The following is a 15,583-nucleotide window of genomic DNA, read 5'->3' as shown; positions in this document are numbered from 1 at the left end:
TCCATCCGATCCACCCGTACCGCACGGCCTTCGGCCACTCCGACTCCACCCCCGTTCTTCGAAGGAGCACCCCTGCCATGACCACCTCGACCCTCTCCGGCGTCGTCCCGCCCCTGCTGACCCCGCTGACCGCGGACGGCGACCTCGACCTCCCCTCGCTCGAGCGACTGGTCTCCCGACTCCTGGACGCCGGGGTCGACGGAATCTTCGCCCTCGGCTCCAGCGGCGAGGTGGCGTTCTTCGACGACGCGATGCGCGCCCGGGTGCTCGAGGCCGTCACCGGCCTCGTCGCCGGGCAGGTGCCGGTCATCGCCGGCGCCATCGACATGCAGACCCATCGCGTGATCCAGCACCTCCGGGCCGCGGAGCGCTTCGACCTCGCCGGATACGTCGTCACCGCCCCGTTCTACGCGATCACCGGACCCGAGGAGATCGACACCCATTTCCGCGCGGTCGCGGCCGCCGCCGACGCACCGGTCTGGGCCTATGACCTTCCTGTCTGCGTGCACACCAAGCTCGCCCCCGCCCAGCTGCTGCGGCTGGGGCAGGACGGCGTGATCGCCGGGGTCAAGGACTCCAGCGGCGACGACGTCTCCTTCCGTCGTCTGTCGGCCGCGAACCGGGCCGCCGGCTCCCCGCTGACCCTGATGACCGGCCACGAGGTCGTCGTCGACGGCGCCTATCTCTCGGGGGCCGACGGCTCCGTGCCGGGGCTCGGGAACGTCGATCCGGCTGGCTACGTGCGGATGCACCGCGCCGCCCGCGCGGGCGACTGGGAGCAGGTGCGCCGCGAGCAGGACCGCCTGGTCGCCCTGTTCGAGATCGTCTTCCAGCCCGTCGGCAAGGTCGGCCCGGCCGCCGGCGTGGGCGCCTTCAAGACCGCGCTGCGCGAGCTCGGGGTGTTCTCGTCCAACGTCATGACCTCCCCGATGACGCCGATCGAGGGCGAGGCCGTCGAGCGGATCCGGGCGATCCTCACCGAGACCGGGCTGCGGGAGGGCGCGAGTGTCTGATCCGGTCCTCGCCCTCGACCTCGGGGGCACCAAGATCCGTGCCGCCCTGGTCACCGGGGCGGGGGGCGATGGCGGGGCGCGTGTCTCCTCGGCCCCACGGGTCGAGCGCGTCGCCACCGTGGCCACCCCCGCGACGGAGGGCGCTGCGGCGATCCTCGACGCCGCGCTCGAGCTGGCCGAGCAGGTGCGCGGCGGCGCCGCGATCCGGGCGGTGGGGATCTCCTCGGCCGGCGTGATCGACACCGCCCGCGGCGCGGTCACCCATGCCACCGATGCGCTGACCGGCTGGGCCGGGACCGCGATCGCACCGGTCGTCCTCGAGCGCTTCGCGGTCCCGGTCAGCGTGCTGAACGATGTGCACGCCCACGGACTCGGCGAGGCCCGCTTCGGGGTCGGTCGCGGGCGCGCCTCCCTGCTGCTGGTCGCCGTCGGCACCGGGATCGGCGGCTGCCAGGTCCTGGACGGCTCCCCCGTGCTGGGCTCCCGCGGCGCCGCCGGGCACATCGGCCATCTGGCGGTGCCCGAGGCCGAGGGCGTGCCCTGCCCCTGCGGTCGCACCGGCCACCTCGAGGGCCTCGCCTCCGGCCCGGGGATCGTGCGGCTGGCCCGGCGGCTGGGCGCCGATCCCGCACCGGCCGACGGCCACGCCCTCGCCCGGGCCGCCCGGGGTGGTGACCGGACGGCGTGCGAGGCGTACCGGATCGCCGCCGTCGCGACCGGCCGGACGATCGGCGGCCTGCTGAACGTGCTGGATGCGGAGGTGGTGGCGCTGACCGGTGGGGTGAGCGAGGCCGAGAGCCTCTGGCGCGACGCCGTGTCCGAGGGGATCGCGCACGATGCTATGGACGTCGTGGCCGACACCCCGGTGCTCGCCGCCCGCGCCGGGAACCATGCCGCGCTGCTGGGCGCCGCCGCCCGCGCCGAGGACGCGCTGCGCGCCTCCTGATCCCTCCGTCCCCCGTTCTCCCGGTGAAAGGTCCCGTATGCACCCCCTGATCGCTCCGCTCGAGGGCTCGTTGATCGTCTCCTGCCAGGCCTACCCCGGGGAGCCGATGCGCGATCCGCGCACCATGGCCCAGGTCGCCGCCGCCGTCAGCGCCGGCGGCGCATCCGCCGTCCGCGCCCAGGGCCTGCAGGACATCCGCGCCGTCCAGGACGCCGTCGACGAGCCCGTCATCGGAATCTGGAAGGACGGCGCCGAGGGCGTGTTCATCACCCCCACCCTGGAGCACTGCCTCGCCGTGATCGACGCCGGCGCCGACATCCTCGCCCTGGACGGCACCCGGCGCGACCGCCCCGACGGCCGCACGCTCGAACAAACCATCACCGCAGTGCGCGAACGCTTCGACGGCCCCCTCATGGCCGACTGCGACTCCGTCGACTCCGCCCTCGCCGCCGCCGACCTCGGCATCGACCTCATCGGCACCACCCTCGCCGGCTACACCCGAGCCCGACCCACGACCACCGGCCCCGACCTCGACCTGCTGCGCCGTCTCGCCGACCAGCTCCCCAGCAGCTCCGTGCTGATCGCCGAGGGCCGCGTCCACACCCCCGCCCAAGCCGCCGCCTGCCGCACCGCCGGCGCCCACGCCGTCGTCGTCGGCACCGCCATCACCCACCCCACCACCCTCACCACCTGGTTCCACGATGCCGTCACCAGCAGCTGACCCGTCCCGAAGGACAGCGCCCGGCCCCGCCCCGGCACGCATCACCCCCGGACCAGTTCCTGCCTTCAACCTGTCCCGCCCCCGACCTGCCCTGCCCCCGACCTGTCCTGCCCCCGACCTGCAAACTTTCGTCGCCTTGCGTGACCTCAACCGCATAGAGGCGTTGAGGTCACGCTGAGCGACGAAAGTTCGCAGCCACCCACTCTCGCCCCCTGACGGGGCGAGCTGTCAGAAGACCCCCATCCCGATGAAGGAGTACCTGATGGATGACCACCTGACCCGACGTGGCCTGCTCGGAACGGCCGCCGCCGTGACCGCGCTCGGGGCCGGCACCGCTGCCGCCGGGGCGCTGCCCCCGCCGAAGGAGAACGGCCGCCGCCACGGCACCTACGAGGACCAGGCGCTGGCCTGGTCCGGTTACCAGGGCGTGGACAACTTCCGCATCCCCGCCCTGGCCGTCGCCCCCAACGGTGACCTGCTGGCCGCCTTCGACAAGCGTCCCGGCTTCGGGGACGCGCCGGCGCCGAACTCCGTGTGGCAGCGCCGCTCCCGAGACGGCGGGCACACCTGGGGCGAGCCGACGGTGGTGCGTCAGGGCTTCGAGTCCGACGTGCCCGGCGAGAAGCTCGGCTACTCCGACCCGTCCTATGTGGTCGACCGGGAGGCCGGTCTGATCTACTGCTTCTGCGTGTTCTCGAAGGACACCGGGGTGTGGAACGGGCAGTACGGCAACGACGACGAGGACCGCGACGTGCTCAGCGCCAACCTCTCCGTCAGCCGCGACTCGGGCGAGACCTGGGAGCACCGCTCGGTCACCGAGATCGTCAAGCCGGCGGACTGCCGTGCCACCTTCGCCTCCTCCGGCGCCGGCATCCAGCTGCGCTTCGGAAAGCACGCGGGCCGCCTGATCCAGCAGTACGCGGGGTTCTTCCGCGGCGACGGCGACGGCGAGATCGTCCAGGCCTACTCCGTCTACTCCGACGACCACGGGCAGAGCTGGACCATGGGCACCCCGGTCGGCACCGAGATGGACGAGAACAAGGTCGTCGAGCTCTCCGACGGCACGCTGATGATGAACTCCCGCGAGCATGTGCGCACCGGGCACCGGTGGGTGGCGCTCAGCCACGACGGCGGCGAGACCTGGCAGGACCTGCACCGCGACCCGTCCCTGCGGGATCCGGGCAACAACGCGCAGATCACTCGGGCCTACCCGGATGCGCCGCAGGGCTCCGCGAAGGCCCGCGTCCTGCTGTTCTCCCACGCGGACCACGAGCCCGACGACCGCGTGAACGGCACGATCGAGATCTCGACCGATGACGGCGCCACCTGGGAGCGCAAGCGCGTCTTCGATCCCGGCGTCTGCCAGTACTCCGTGATCATCGCGATCGGACGCGATGAATACGCTCTGCTGTACGAAGCTGCGGACTCGACCATCACCTTCGCCCGACTCGACGTGGATTGGATCCTCTCGCGGTGATCTCCCTCGGCCACAGCCCCGCCCCGGTCCCGGATGCCCCGCTCCCCCACACGGTCCTGGCCCGGGCCGGGGAGGGGCCGTGGCCGCGCTATCGCATCGTGGGCCTGGTCCATCTCGGGGACGGCCAGGTCCTGGCCGCCTTCGACGGGCGCGACACCGGGCAGGACGTGCCCGACCCGACCGGCCTGGTCCAGCGCCGCTCGCTGGACGGCGGCCGCACCTGGGGATCTTTCGAGACGCTGCGCGCAGCGGATCGCGAGGGGCGGCACTGGTACTGCGACCCCAGCTTCGTCCGGGACCGCGAGACCGGTGCGCTGCACGTGTTCCACACCCATGCGAAGGATCGCGGGGTCTGGGACGCGGCGGCCGGGACCGACGACGCCGACCGCGACGTGCTCGGCTCGGCCGTCGCCACCAGCGTCGACCAGGGCCGGACCTGGTCGTACCGCTCCGTCACCGCCGTCGCCGCACCACCGGAGCTGATGCGCACGGCGTTCCCCACCTCGGGGGCCGGGCTCCAGCTGCGCCGCGGTCCGCACGCCGGGCGCCTGCTGCAGCCCTACTGCGGATGGTTCTGGGCCGACGGGACCCGCGAGGTGGTCCGCTCCTATGTGCTGTTCTCCGACGATCACGGGCAGACGTGGCAGCGGGGCGAGGCCGTCGGCGAGGACATGGACGAGACCACGATCGTGGAGCTCTCCGACGGGCAGGTGCTGCTGAACTCCCGCGATCACGCCCGCGGCGGGCACCGCCGGGTCGCGGTCTCCGGTGACGGCGGCGCGACCTGGGAGGACCGCGGCATCGACGAGCAGTTCGTGGACCCCGGCAACAACGCCCAGCTGGCCCGGCGCTTCCCCGATGCCGATCCCGCGGATCCGCGCTCGCGGATGCTGCTCTTCAGCAGCTCCTGGGACCGCTTCGCTCGGATCCGAGGGACCCTCAGCAGGTCCGCGGACGACGGGGCGAGCTGGACCGAAGCACTCGTGTTCGAGCCGGGTCCGCTGGACTACTCGGTGGTGCAGCCGCTGGACGACGGGGCGATCGGGGTCCTCTGGGAGGTCGAGTCGCGCGAGATCCGCTTCGTCCGGGTCGAGGCGGAGCAGCTCGAGGCGGAGCAGCTCGAGGCGGCGAGCAGCGAGGCGCAGCCGCTCGAGATGTAGCAGCTCGCACCGTCCCCACCGGACGGACGAGGGCGGCGACACCCTGGATGGGTGCCGCCGCCCTCGTCGTCGGACCCGGCCGGCGGGCCGGGTGCTGAGCCGGCCCCGGTCCCGGCTCAGCGGGCGCCGGGCTTCGGCGGATCCGGGTTGTCGATCGTGAACCGCGGGGAGGTGTAGGTCTCCCAGTGGTCCGGGTCGTCCGGATCACCGAGCGGCTTCAGCACCCGCATCTGAAGGATGTAGTCCCGGTTCTTCACCGTCTTCGACTTCTGGTTCTTCAGCGCGTAGCTGCCGTCCCAGGCGAAGACCTCGGGCTCGCCCGAACGACCGAGGTGATCGGCCGCGTCGATCAGCCCGACCGAGGGATTGACCAGCTTGGCCTTCCCGCCCCCATTGATCCAGTAGGCGCGGACCTCGAGCCGCTCGACCGGATACTGGAAGTAGTACGCGAGATACGGGACGTCACCGTTCTGCATCGTGTAGGTGTGCCCGCCGTCCGGATCCAGCAGCACGCCGCCGGCCCCGTCGCTCACGCCGAGGACGGGCAGTCCCATCCCCTGGTCATCCAGCACGGGCAGCGCCTGGTAATCGCCCGACAGGCCCGCGTACGGGACCACGAGGTCCTCGTCGGCGCCGGTGAGCGTCACCCAGCCGCCGTAGATGTGGCCGTCCACGCCGAAGTCCTCCCCGAGCGTCACGGTGACCTCGGAGGAGCCCTGCGCCGGAACCGTCACGGACGAGGCCGACGGCTCGGCGATCCCGTCGGCCACGTAGAAGGACGGATCGTAGGTCGGGGCACCGGTGGCGATGCCGTGGCGGATGCCGACGTCATAGGTCTTCTCCTGGTCGGAGGAGTTGGTGACGTTCACCGTGACGGTCCGGGGACCGTCCTCGCCCTCGCCGAGGGAGATGGACGGCTCCTCGACGGTGGTCGTGGTGTGCACGGCCTCGACCATGTCCAGCAGACCGGCACCCTGACGGTGGACCGGCTCGAGGTAGCCCTGATCCGGCATCAGCGACCAGGTCAGCGGATCCGCGGTGTTCATCATCGCGGTCTTGACGCCCTGGGGATCCAGCGTCGGGTCCGACTCCAGCAGCAGCGCGGCGGCGCCGGCGACGTGCGGGGCCGCCATCGAGGTGCCCGACATGGAGCCGTGCCCGCCCTGCTCGAGCGGGAGCGTCGACCAGATCGACCCGCCGGGGGCGGCGATGTCCGGCTTCAGCGCCAGCTCGGCGGTGAGCCCGTAGGAGGAGAAGGTCGAGACCAGGCCACCGGTCGCGTTCTCCACCGTGGTGGCTCCCTCCTGCCAGGCCCACGTGACCTCGCCGGCGGCGAGCGCGTCCTGCAGGGCGAGACCGTCGGCCTGACCGATCATGACCACCGGGACGGTGATCGCGGGGTCTCCCGCGACCGTCGGGTTCACGGCGCCGGGCGAGTTGTTGTACAGGATCACGGCGTCATAGCCCGCGGACTGCCCGGCGAAGGCCTTGTCGTAGAACGCGCAGACCCCGCGTTCGACCAGCAGGGCCTGACCGGGGCCGGAGGCCGGGGCGACGGCGGCGGGATCGCAGGCCTGTGCGGCTGCGGTGCCGGGCGCGCCGGCGCTCACGAGCGCGAGCTCGCCGGAGGTCGGTGCATCCGGGGCGCCTTCTGCCGAGGCGTATGCCCGCTCCGCCCCGGCCGCCGTGGCGTAGGGCGACCGACGGTGGGTGTTGTCCACCGAGGCGACCGTGATCGCATCGGCCGCGACCCCGGGGGCGCCGCTGGAGAAGGTGCCGGCCTCACCCTCGTTGCCGGCGGAGATGACGACGGTGACACCGGTCGCGGTGAGCGCGTCGGACAGCTGCGCCGTCGGGTAGTCCTGCCAGGTCACGAAGCTGGCACCGAGCGACATGTTCACCACGTCGGCGCCGTCGGCCGCGGCCTGCTCCATCGCCTCGAGGATCACGTCGGTGCTGCTCGTCCCGTCGCAGCCGAAGATGCGGTAGGCCAGGAAGTCGGCCTCCGGGGCCACGCCGGTCACCTCGCCGTCGGCACCGATGATGCCGGCGACGTGGGTGCCGTGGCCCCCGCAGTCGTCGGGGTACGCATCCGGCTGCGGTGCGTCCCCGGCGGAGGAGTCGTAGTCGTCGCCGACGTAGTCGTAGCCTCCGACCACGCGCTCGCCGGGGAAGTCCGCCGTCTGGTCGTCGACCCCGGAGCCGCCGAGGTCTGGGTTGTTGTAGTCGATGCCGGAGTCGATCACGGCGACGGTGACGCCCTCACCGGTGAGGCCGTCGACCTCCTGGACCTGATCGACGCCCGTCATGGCGTTGCCGTACACGTCCTGCGGGGCGGCGTCGGAGGGCTCCGGCGCCCGGACCTCGAGAACCGGGTAGACCGCCTCGACGCCCGCGACGTCGCGGAGCTTGGCCACGTCGGCGTCCTTCATCTCCACCGACATGCCGTTCCAGCCGGAGACGAAGGATTCCTCGACCGACATCGAGATCTGGGCGTCCTCGGCCCGCTGGCGGACCTCGTCCTGGTGCGCCGTGTTGGCGGAGGAGCTGCCGCCCTTCAGCGTCGGGGATCCCGAGACCTCGACGAGCCAGCGGCCCGGGATCGCGGTCTCGGTCGAATCCAGGACGTCGTCCGGGGTGGGGACCTCGACCCCGAGATCGGAGGCGGATCCGAGCAGCTCGGGATCACCGCCGTCGGCGAGCGCGGGCGGGGCCACGAGGAGCCCGGCGACGAGCGCCGCGCCGGCAGCGGCCGCGAGCGCTCCGCGGGGTCTGGGCAGGACAGGGCGGACGAGGGGCATCGTTGCAGACCTCCAGGGATGGGATGGACGGTGTGCCGCGCCACATCGCGCCCGGGAACCCGGTGCACACCGGCACCACGAATTTCACCACGGCTCTCCCCGATCCGCAGGCGAATCATGCAATCGCTGCGTCTCGATCCGGTTGCGGCCCCTGCCGAGCCCGATACCCTCACCTGCGTGACTTCCCCCGCCGACGCCTCCACGACGCCGCCGGAGGCCGAGCATCGCCCCGTCCCCGATCCCACCACGGCGCGGCGCCTGGTCCCGCCGGTGCTGGCCGTGCTGGCCGCGCTCGCCTACGGGCTGCTCGGCAGCCAGCAGTTCCGCCACCTCGTCACCCGTTCCTGGGACCTGGGGATCTTCACGCAGCTGGCCCGGGCCTACGGCGAGCTGCGGGCGCCGATCGTCCCCATCAAGGGCGACGCCGTGAATCTGCTGGGCGATCACTTCCATCCGATCCTGGTGCTGCTGGCCCCGGTGTGGTGGGCCTGGCCCTCCGGGGAAGCGCTGCTGTGGACCCAGGGGCTCCTGTTCGCCGTCTCGGCGATCCCGCTGACCCGTCTGGCGATCGACCGGCTGGGCCCCGGCCTCGGGTCGCTCGCCGGCGCGGCCTACGTCTTCTCCTTCGGGCTGCAGTCCGCCGCCGCGGTGCAGTTCCACGAGATCGCGTTCGCGGTGCCGCTGCTCGCCCTGTCCCTGACCGCTCTGCTGCGGGACCGCCCGCTGGCCGCGGTCCTCTGGGCGGCTCCGCTGGTGCTGGTCAAGGAGGACCTCGGGCTGACCGTCGCGCTGCTCGGCGGGCTGATCGCACTGCGGGACCGTGCTCACCGGCGGGAGGGAATCGGCCTGGCGGGGTGGGGCGCGGGCTGGTTCGTGCTGTCCACCTTCGTGATCCTGCCGCTGCTGAACACCGCCGGGCAGTACGACTACACCGACAACCTCGGCGGGCCGCTGGAGGTGTTCTGGCCGCCGGTGAAGTGGGTGACCGTCGCCATGCTGCTGCTGGCCGCCGGTGTCATCGGGGCTCGCTCCCCGCTCATCCTGCTCATGATCCCCACGCTGGCCTGGCGCTTCACCGGCACCGTCGAGTTCTACTGGGAATGGGGCTGGCACTATGACGCGGTGCTGATGCCGATCGCGCTCGCAGCGCTGCTGGATGCGCTCGGCGACCGACGCAGCGGGCTCGCCACCCGCTGGCAGCGCCGGGATGCCCCGCGGCCCGGACGCCGGGTCCGCATCACGGCGACCGCGGCCACCGCCGCCGTCACCCTCGTGCTGGGCGGGGCGATGCCGCTGCTCGACGTCGTGCGCCCTTCGCAGTGGGAGCCCACCTGGCGCGCCGAACCGGCCGCCGCGGCGCTCGAGGCCGTCCCCGACCGCGCCGTGCTCGCCGTGGACATCACCCTGATGGCCCACGCCGTCCCCGACCACGACGTGCAGTGGATCCACGGCCCCAACCAGCGGGTTCCCGACTGCGTGCTGAGCGACGAGTACGCCTTCTCCTGGGACGGTCTTCCCCCGGAGGACATCGCGGCCTGGGCGGAGCAGACCTGGGACGGCGACTATCGGACCGTGTTCGACGACGGCGGGTTCACGGTGGCCTGCCGGGCGTGAGATGTCGGAGGTCGCTCCCGAGCTCGGCTCCGGGTTTCAGTCGCCGTCGCCGGGAGTGGTCGGAGTCGGCTCGTCCGCAGGGGCAGGGGCGGTGGTCTCGTCGTCGACGGGGCCGTCCTCGTCCGGCTCCGTCGGCTCTCCCTCCGTCGGCTCCGTCGGCTCTGTCGGCTCTTCCTCCGTCGGCTCTTCCGTCGTCGGCTCTTCCGTCGGGTTCGCGGACGGCGTCGCGGGCGGCGTCCCGCCGCCGTCGTCGGATGCACCACCGCCGTCGTGCGCGCCGTCTCCGCCGGTGCCGCCTCCGCCGGTGCCGCCTCCGCCGGTGCCGCCGCCCGAGCCGCCGCGGGAGGGCTCTGACTGCTCACCGGTGCCGGTGGCGGGGCCGTCCTGCTGGGGTGCCGACGGATCGGTGGGCTGCTGGGGAGCGGCTGCCGGGGTCTCCTCCGCGGTGGGCTCCTCCGCGGGATCCTCCGTCGCCGGGGCCTCGGTCATCTGACCCTCCGTCTCGGGGGCCTCCGTCGCCGGATCCTCGGTGGCGGTCTCCTCGGGCGTGGTCGTGACGGCATCGAGATCGACGGGCGTCGGTGCGGGGGCTCCGCCGCCGTCCGACGGGACGTTCTCGCGCGGCGGGCTCTCGGTGGAGGATCCGAAATCCCCGGCGAGCGCGGCCAGCGGTCCCATCCCGGCGATGCCGAATCCCGTCAGTCCCCCGACGGCGACGACGCAGCCCGCGGCCAGCACCACGGTCGTCCGCGGCCTCGTGGACACCGGCTCGGTGCTGCGAATACCCAGAGCTCGCCTGCGCATCTGTCCCCTTCTGATCGGATTGCGGGGCGAGCGCTGTCGCTCGCGATCGGTGCGCTCGGCACCGCCGGTCGGCCCCCGGCCAGAACTGCCAGATCGTCCTCGTCCAGGATAGATGGTCGACGCCGATGACCGGCAGCCGTTCCTCCGCACAGGCTGCAGACCACGACGAACTCAGTCAGTCCAGCTTCACGTGACGGGTGCGGCGGGCGCGCGGGTCGACGTGGGCCTGCTCCCGCTTCGCCTTCGCCGACTCCACCCACAGCCGCCACGGGGAGTAGCGCTCCGCGGCCAGGGCGATCTGCAGGCCGCGCGAGAGCGCCTGATCCGTCGGCGTCGCCGGCAGAGCCGTGAGCTCCGCGGCGTGCTGCGGCAGCAGATGCGCCGCCCCGCAGGCGCTCCAGCGCGCGGCGACCTGCGTGATCTGACTGCGGCTGTCCAGCATCGAATGCCCTGCCCGAGGCACCTCCAGCAGATCCGCGCCAGGGATCCGCGCCGCCAGCTCACGCGCGATCACAGGCGGCGAGACGAGGTCCTGCCGACCCGAGAGGACGAGGGTCGGAGCTGTGATCGAGGGGGCGAGCTGGTGCAGATCCAGCACCTCGCCCATGAACGGCGGCACCGCACGCGCCTGCTGCCCGACGACGACCAGAGGATCCAGCGGGCCGCCGTCGGCGTGGCGACCAGCGCCGAGCTCGCTATGAGTGATCCGTGCTGTGAGGTCGTACTCCATCACATAGGGCGTGTTCTGCAGCCACCCCTGATTCAGCACCTGCCGCACACTGTTCCAGGTCAGCTGTCCGCGTCCCAGGGCGAGCAGGTCCACCAGGTCGCGCACGGCGGAGGGGCCGCCGTGCTCGTGGACGGCGAGCACCACGGGCCCGGCGCGGCGGGCGTCGATCTCGCCCTCGGCGGCGAGCCGTCGCAGCGTGGAGGCGATCGTCGAGGTCGACGGCTCGGTCCCGTCCCAGTACAGGGCCCGCAACGCTGCCTGCGCCACGCGCTCGTCGTCGGCGCTGGTCAACGGCGAGTCCAGCACCAGGGAATGCACCCGGTCGGGATGGAGGGCGGCCAGCGCCTGCGCGAGATAGGCGCCGTACCCGACGCCGTAGACGCTGACGCGAGGGACCCGCGCATGGTCCAGCACCGCGAGCAGGTCGCCGAGGACCTCCCGCAGCCGGATCGCCGAGGCCGGGAGATCTTCCCCGGTGGAGTCCAGGCGCGAGAGCCCGACGCCGCGGTGCTCCATCATCAGCACATCGAGCCCGCGCCCGGCGAGCGAGCGACGCAGCACGTCATAAGGCAGCACCGAGCCCCGGCCCGGCCCGTCCGGGATCAGCATCACCGGAACCATCGCCGACGCACCGGCCGGGAATGCCCCGCCTGTCCCCCCAGAGCGACGGCGGGCCCCGCGCGGCACCGTGCGGGCATAGCGCAGGGGGAACAGGCGCGGATCGTCGGCGGAGAACTCGCGGTAGACCGTCATCAGGTCGTTGCGGATCTGCAGGAGGTCATCCTGCGCGGGACGGTCGAAGAGGTCGACGGAACGCATGGCGGCGGGGCTCACTCGCCGGTCCGACCGTCCAGCAGCTCGGCGAGCACGTCGAGCTGCCCGGCGTGGCGCGCGGTCTCCTCCACCATGTGCGCGAGCACCCAGCGCACCGTGACCACCTCGGACCCGCCGCGCAGCTCCTCCCGGGCCGCGCGGCCGTGCAGCCGGCCCCGGGAGAGACGGGTCGCGGCCTCGTAGTCCGCGAGCGCGTCGGCGAGGGACGCGCCGTCGGCCACCTCCCAGGCGCGGGAGGGACCCGACCCCTCCGACCAGCTGTAGCCGACCTCCTCGGCCGGAACGGCACCGACGACCTCCTGGAACCAGAAGCGCTCGATGTCCGCCAGATGCCGCACCAGCCCCGTCACCGTCGTGGCGGAGCCGAGCATCCGGGCCGAGGCCTGCTCGTCGCTCAGCCCCTCGACCTTCCACCGGATCGTGGCGCGCAGGAAGTCGAGGAATCCCTGGAGGGTGTCCATCTCGTCGGCGATCGGGGGCGGCTCGGGGCGGCCTTCGCCGTCGGACGGGCCGCGGGCCTCCTCGGCCGCCGTCGTCGCCTGCTCGTCGGCCAGGCGGTCCACCAGGACGTCGAGCTCGTCCGGGGCATCGGGGGTAGCAGCGGGAGCGTCGAGTCCGCCGGGATCCGGCGGCTCCGCGCGGTGGTTCGGGCCCATCAGCTCTGCCCGCCGGCGTCGCCGATGGTGTTCCACAGGAAGGTGTACATCAGGGCGTTCATGCGGGCGGCCTGCTCGTTGGTGGCGGCGCCGCCGTGGCCGCCCTCGGTGTTCTCCCACGAGCGGACGTCGGCCCCCAGCGTCTCCATGGCGGCGGCGAACTTGCGGGCATGGCCGGGGTGGACGCGGTCGTCCCGGGTGGAGGTGAGCAGGAACGTCGGAGGGTAGGCCACCTCCTCGCGCAGCAGGTGGTACGGGCTGAAAGTGCGCACGAACTCCCAGTCGTCGGTGTCCGGGTCGCCGTACTCGGCCATCCAGGACGCCCCGGCGAGCAGGTGCGAGTAGCGCTTCATGTCCAGCAGCGGCACCTGGATGACGACCGCGCCGAACAGCTCCGGGTACTGGGTGACCATGTTGCCGGTGAGCAGACCGCCGTTGGAGCCCCCGCGCACGGCGAGATGATCGCGATCGGTCACCCCGCGCTCGAGCAGGTCCTTCGCGACCGAGGAGAAGTCCTCGTAGGCCCGATGGCGGTTCTCGGTCAGCGCCGCCTGGTGCCAGTGCGGCCCGTACTCGCCGCCGCCGCGGATGTTGGCCAGCACGTAGGTGCCGCCGCGCTCCAGCCAGGCCTTGCCGATCGCTCCCAGATACCCGGGGGTCAGGGAGATCTCGAAGCCGCCGTAGCCGTACAGCAGAGTCGGCACCGGTGCCTCGGCCTCCGCCCGGTCCTGGCGGGAGATCTCGAAGTAGGGGATGCGCGTGCCGTCGTCGCTGGTCGCGAAGTGCTGGCTGACGTCCAGCCCCTCCGCGTCGAAACGGGGCGGGGTGGTCTTGATGACGTCCAGATCGCTCGCCTCCCCGTCGGCCGGGATCTCCGCGAGGTCGCCCAGCCGCAGCGTCGTGGGCTCGAGGAAGCCGGTGACGGTCACCCAGACCCGGTCGTCGACGTCCGCGTCGACCGCGGCCACCCCGATCGAGCCGCGCAGCTCGGGGTACAGATCGCGCTGCACCCAGGCGCCGTGCTCGTCGCGGTAGTGGACCTCGAGGCGGTGGACCACGTCCTCGAGGATCGACAGCACGATCGTCGAGCGGGTGATGGTCATGTCCGCCAGCGAGGTGGCCTCGGTGGGCTCGAACAGCATGTGCAGCTCGGGCTCGCCGGCCTGGAAACGGGCGAAGTCGCCGACGACGAGGGACCCGGCGGGGAAGGTCGATCCCGCCACGTCCCAGTCGCTGCGGGGATGGAAGATCCCCAGGTCGCGGTGGGCATTGGCCTCGAGGTCGCGGGGGACGTCGACCCGGGTCAGCTCCGGCGGCTGCGTCGTGCGGTCGACGACGTGGATGGTGGAGTCGTAGAAGGCGTGCGCCTCGATCACCCAATCGCGCTCCCAGCCCGGGGTGGAATCGTGGCCGGCGAAGACCGCCATGTCGTCGGCGGCGATCTCGTGGACCGGCTGCGCCTCGGACAGCGCCGTGCCGCGGGTCCACAGCCGGGCCTGTCGGGCGTATCCCGAGGTGGTCATGGTGCCCTCGCCGAAGTCGGTGGAGACCCAGACGGTGTCGGCGTCGATCCAGCTCAGAGAGCCCTTGGCCTCGGGGCGGACGAAGCCGCCGGCGGACTCGGGCACGAAGGAGAGGGTCTCGAGGTCGAACTCGCGGGTGACGTCGGCATCGGAGCCGCCGTGGGAGAGATCCACCAGGGCGCGGCGGTAGGGCTCTCCCTCGGCGAGACCTGCGGGGCGCAGCAGGCTCGCGCCGTGCCACACCCAGTCCTCGCCCTCGGCCTCGTTGAGCGCGTCGAGGTCCAGCAGGATCTCCCAGTCGGGGTCCTCGCCGCGGTAGGACTCCAGCGTCGTGCGGCGCCAGAGCCCCCGCTCGTGCTCGGCGTCGGTCCAGAAGTTGTACAGGTGCTCGCCGCGCATCACCACGCCGGGGATCTTGTCCGTGGCGTCGAGGATCTCGAGGATCTCGCGCTGCAGGGTGGCCGTCAGCGGGGCCCCGTCCGCCGCGCGCGGATCGACCACCTGGTCGAGCTCGGACTCCGCGCGGGCGTTGCGCTCGTGGACCCAGGCCAGGGCGTCCTCGCCGGTGACCTCCTCGAGCCACTGGTGCGGGTCGGTGCTGCCGTCGGCGGCGGGCAGGGACGGCGGCGGGGTGCGCTGCGCGGCGGGGTCGGTCATGGATGCTCCTTCTCGGCGATGGCGGCGGCGAAGTCCGTCAGGACCGCCTTCCAGGTGTCTTTCCAGGCATCCCGACCGGCGGTGGTCCCGATGCCCTTGTGCTCGATGCCCACCGTGCTGCGGGCGGACCCGTCACGATGGTCCTTGACGGTGATGCTGACGCTGAGCCGGGACCCGTCGGCCACGGCGGCGCGCCAGTACCTCCAGGTGTCGGTGGCGGTCAGGCTCGGCTCCTGGAGCCCCAGCTCCTCCCGGCGCCGCGGGGTGAGGAACGCGTCCCACGCATCACGCACCCGATCCATGTCGCCGACGACGGTCCTGGAGGCGGAGGCCGCGAAGTCGCCGGCGCTGCTCTGTCCGACGACGCGACGGCCGATGATCTGCTCGTAGGCGACGGTGACGCCCTGCGCCCACCATTCGGTGATGTCCCAGCGCTCCGGGAGAAGCCGGGCGATCGCGGCGTGGTCGAGGACCCGACCGTCGGCCCCGTCGATCCGCTCGACCCAGCTCTGGAGCGACGCACCCGTCGCCGTCTCGATCGCCGCAGCCCGAGGATGCGCACGGGGCGAGGTCTCGGTGCTCATGGGGCCAGCCTACGGGCCGCCGGTTCCGCAGGTCACCGGTTCCTGGAGGTCCCTGCGGCGTGG

The 15,583-nt window shown here is 72.6% G+C and carries 12 protein-coding genes; 6 read left to right on the top strand and 6 right to left on the bottom strand.

The features are described from left to right. The first annotated feature begins 77 nt into the window (after positions 1 to 77). The 5 genes from JOF44_RS17475 (at position 78) to JOF44_RS17455 (ending at position 5,317) form a co-directional block, all read left to right on the top strand. On the top strand, positions 78 to 1,013 hold the full coding sequence (locus JOF44_RS17475; protein WP_209894502.1) for a dihydrodipicolinate synthase family protein: 936 nt from the start codon (positions 78 to 80) through the stop codon (positions 1,011 to 1,013). Continuing rightward, entirely contained in the window at positions 1,006 to 1,959 is a 954-nt protein-coding gene (locus JOF44_RS17470) for an ROK family protein (protein WP_209894500.1), read from the top strand. Before JOF44_RS17475 ends, JOF44_RS17470 begins: the two co-directional genes overlap by 8 nt. Positions 1,960 to 1,996: 37 nt before the next feature. Beyond that, on the top strand, positions 1,997 to 2,680 hold the full coding sequence (locus JOF44_RS17465) for an N-acetylmannosamine-6-phosphate 2-epimerase (RefSeq protein WP_209894498.1): 684 nt from the start codon (positions 1,997 to 1,999) through the stop codon (positions 2,678 to 2,680). Between the two features lie 262 nt (positions 2,681 to 2,942). Next, the gene (locus JOF44_RS17460) at positions 2,943 to 4,157 is read left to right on the top strand and encodes a sialidase family protein (protein ID WP_209894495.1); all 1,215 of its coding nucleotides are present in this window, start codon (positions 2,943 to 2,945) and stop codon (positions 4,155 to 4,157) included. Then, positions 4,154 to 5,317, top strand: a complete 1,164-nt coding sequence (locus tag JOF44_RS17455) for a sialidase family protein (protein ID WP_209894492.1) — start codon at positions 4,154 to 4,156, stop codon at positions 5,315 to 5,317. Before JOF44_RS17460 ends, JOF44_RS17455 begins: the two co-directional genes overlap by 4 nt. A gap of 116 nt (positions 5,318 to 5,433) precedes the next feature. Here the strand turns inward: JOF44_RS17455 and JOF44_RS21035 are convergent, their stop codons facing one another. Next, positions 5,434 to 8,118 (bottom strand): S8 family serine peptidase, encoded by a 2,685-nt coding sequence (locus JOF44_RS21035; RefSeq protein WP_209894489.1) that lies wholly within the window; start codon positions 8,116 to 8,118, stop codon positions 5,434 to 5,436. A 177-nt stretch (positions 8,119 to 8,295) separates the two neighbouring features. On the opposite strand from JOF44_RS21035, the gene JOF44_RS17445 reads away from it, so the two are divergent. Beyond that, positions 8,296 to 9,732 carry a DUF2079 domain-containing protein gene (locus JOF44_RS17445; protein WP_342591824.1) on the top strand — a complete coding sequence of 479 codons (1,437 nt, stop codon included), beginning with the start codon at positions 8,296 to 8,298 and terminating at the stop codon, positions 9,730 to 9,732. Between the two features lie 36 nt (positions 9,733 to 9,768). On the opposite strand, the gene JOF44_RS17440 is transcribed toward JOF44_RS17445, so the two are convergent. The 5 genes from JOF44_RS17440 to JOF44_RS17420 all read right to left on the bottom strand — a co-directional run bounded on the left by JOF44_RS17440 (position 9,769) and on the right by JOF44_RS17420 (position 15,520). Beyond that, a complete protein-coding gene (locus JOF44_RS17440; RefSeq protein ID WP_209894483.1) occupies positions 9,769 to 10,497 on the bottom strand; it encodes a hypothetical protein in 729 nt (242 codons plus the stop codon). A 214-nt stretch (positions 10,498 to 10,711) separates the two neighbouring features. Beyond that, on the bottom strand, positions 10,712 to 12,085 hold the full coding sequence (locus JOF44_RS17435; protein WP_209894480.1) for an alpha/beta fold hydrolase: 1,374 nt from the start codon (positions 12,083 to 12,085) through the stop codon (positions 10,712 to 10,714). 11 nt (positions 12,086 to 12,096) lie between these two features. Next, positions 12,097 to 12,756, bottom strand: a complete 660-nt coding sequence (locus JOF44_RS17430; RefSeq protein WP_209894477.1) for a DinB family protein — start codon at positions 12,754 to 12,756, stop codon at positions 12,097 to 12,099. Further along, positions 12,756 to 14,936, bottom strand: a complete 2,181-nt coding sequence (locus tag JOF44_RS17425) for a prolyl oligopeptidase family serine peptidase (protein ID WP_209894475.1) — start codon at positions 14,934 to 14,936, stop codon at positions 12,756 to 12,758. Before JOF44_RS17425 ends, JOF44_RS17430 begins: the two co-directional genes overlap by 1 nt. Beyond that, positions 14,933 to 15,520, bottom strand: a complete 588-nt coding sequence (locus JOF44_RS17420) for a hypothetical protein (protein ID WP_209894471.1) — start codon at positions 15,518 to 15,520, stop codon at positions 14,933 to 14,935. Before JOF44_RS17420 ends, JOF44_RS17425 begins: the two co-directional genes overlap by 4 nt. Positions 15,521 to 15,583: the final 63 nt, after the last annotated feature.

This window comes from Brachybacterium fresconis (assembly GCF_017876515.1).
Lineage (GTDB): Bacteria > Actinomycetota > Actinomycetes > Actinomycetales > Dermabacteraceae > Brachybacterium > Brachybacterium fresconis.
The sequence above is the reverse complement of the archived record's forward strand: the minus strand, read 5'-3'. Positions and strand labels throughout refer to the sequence as shown.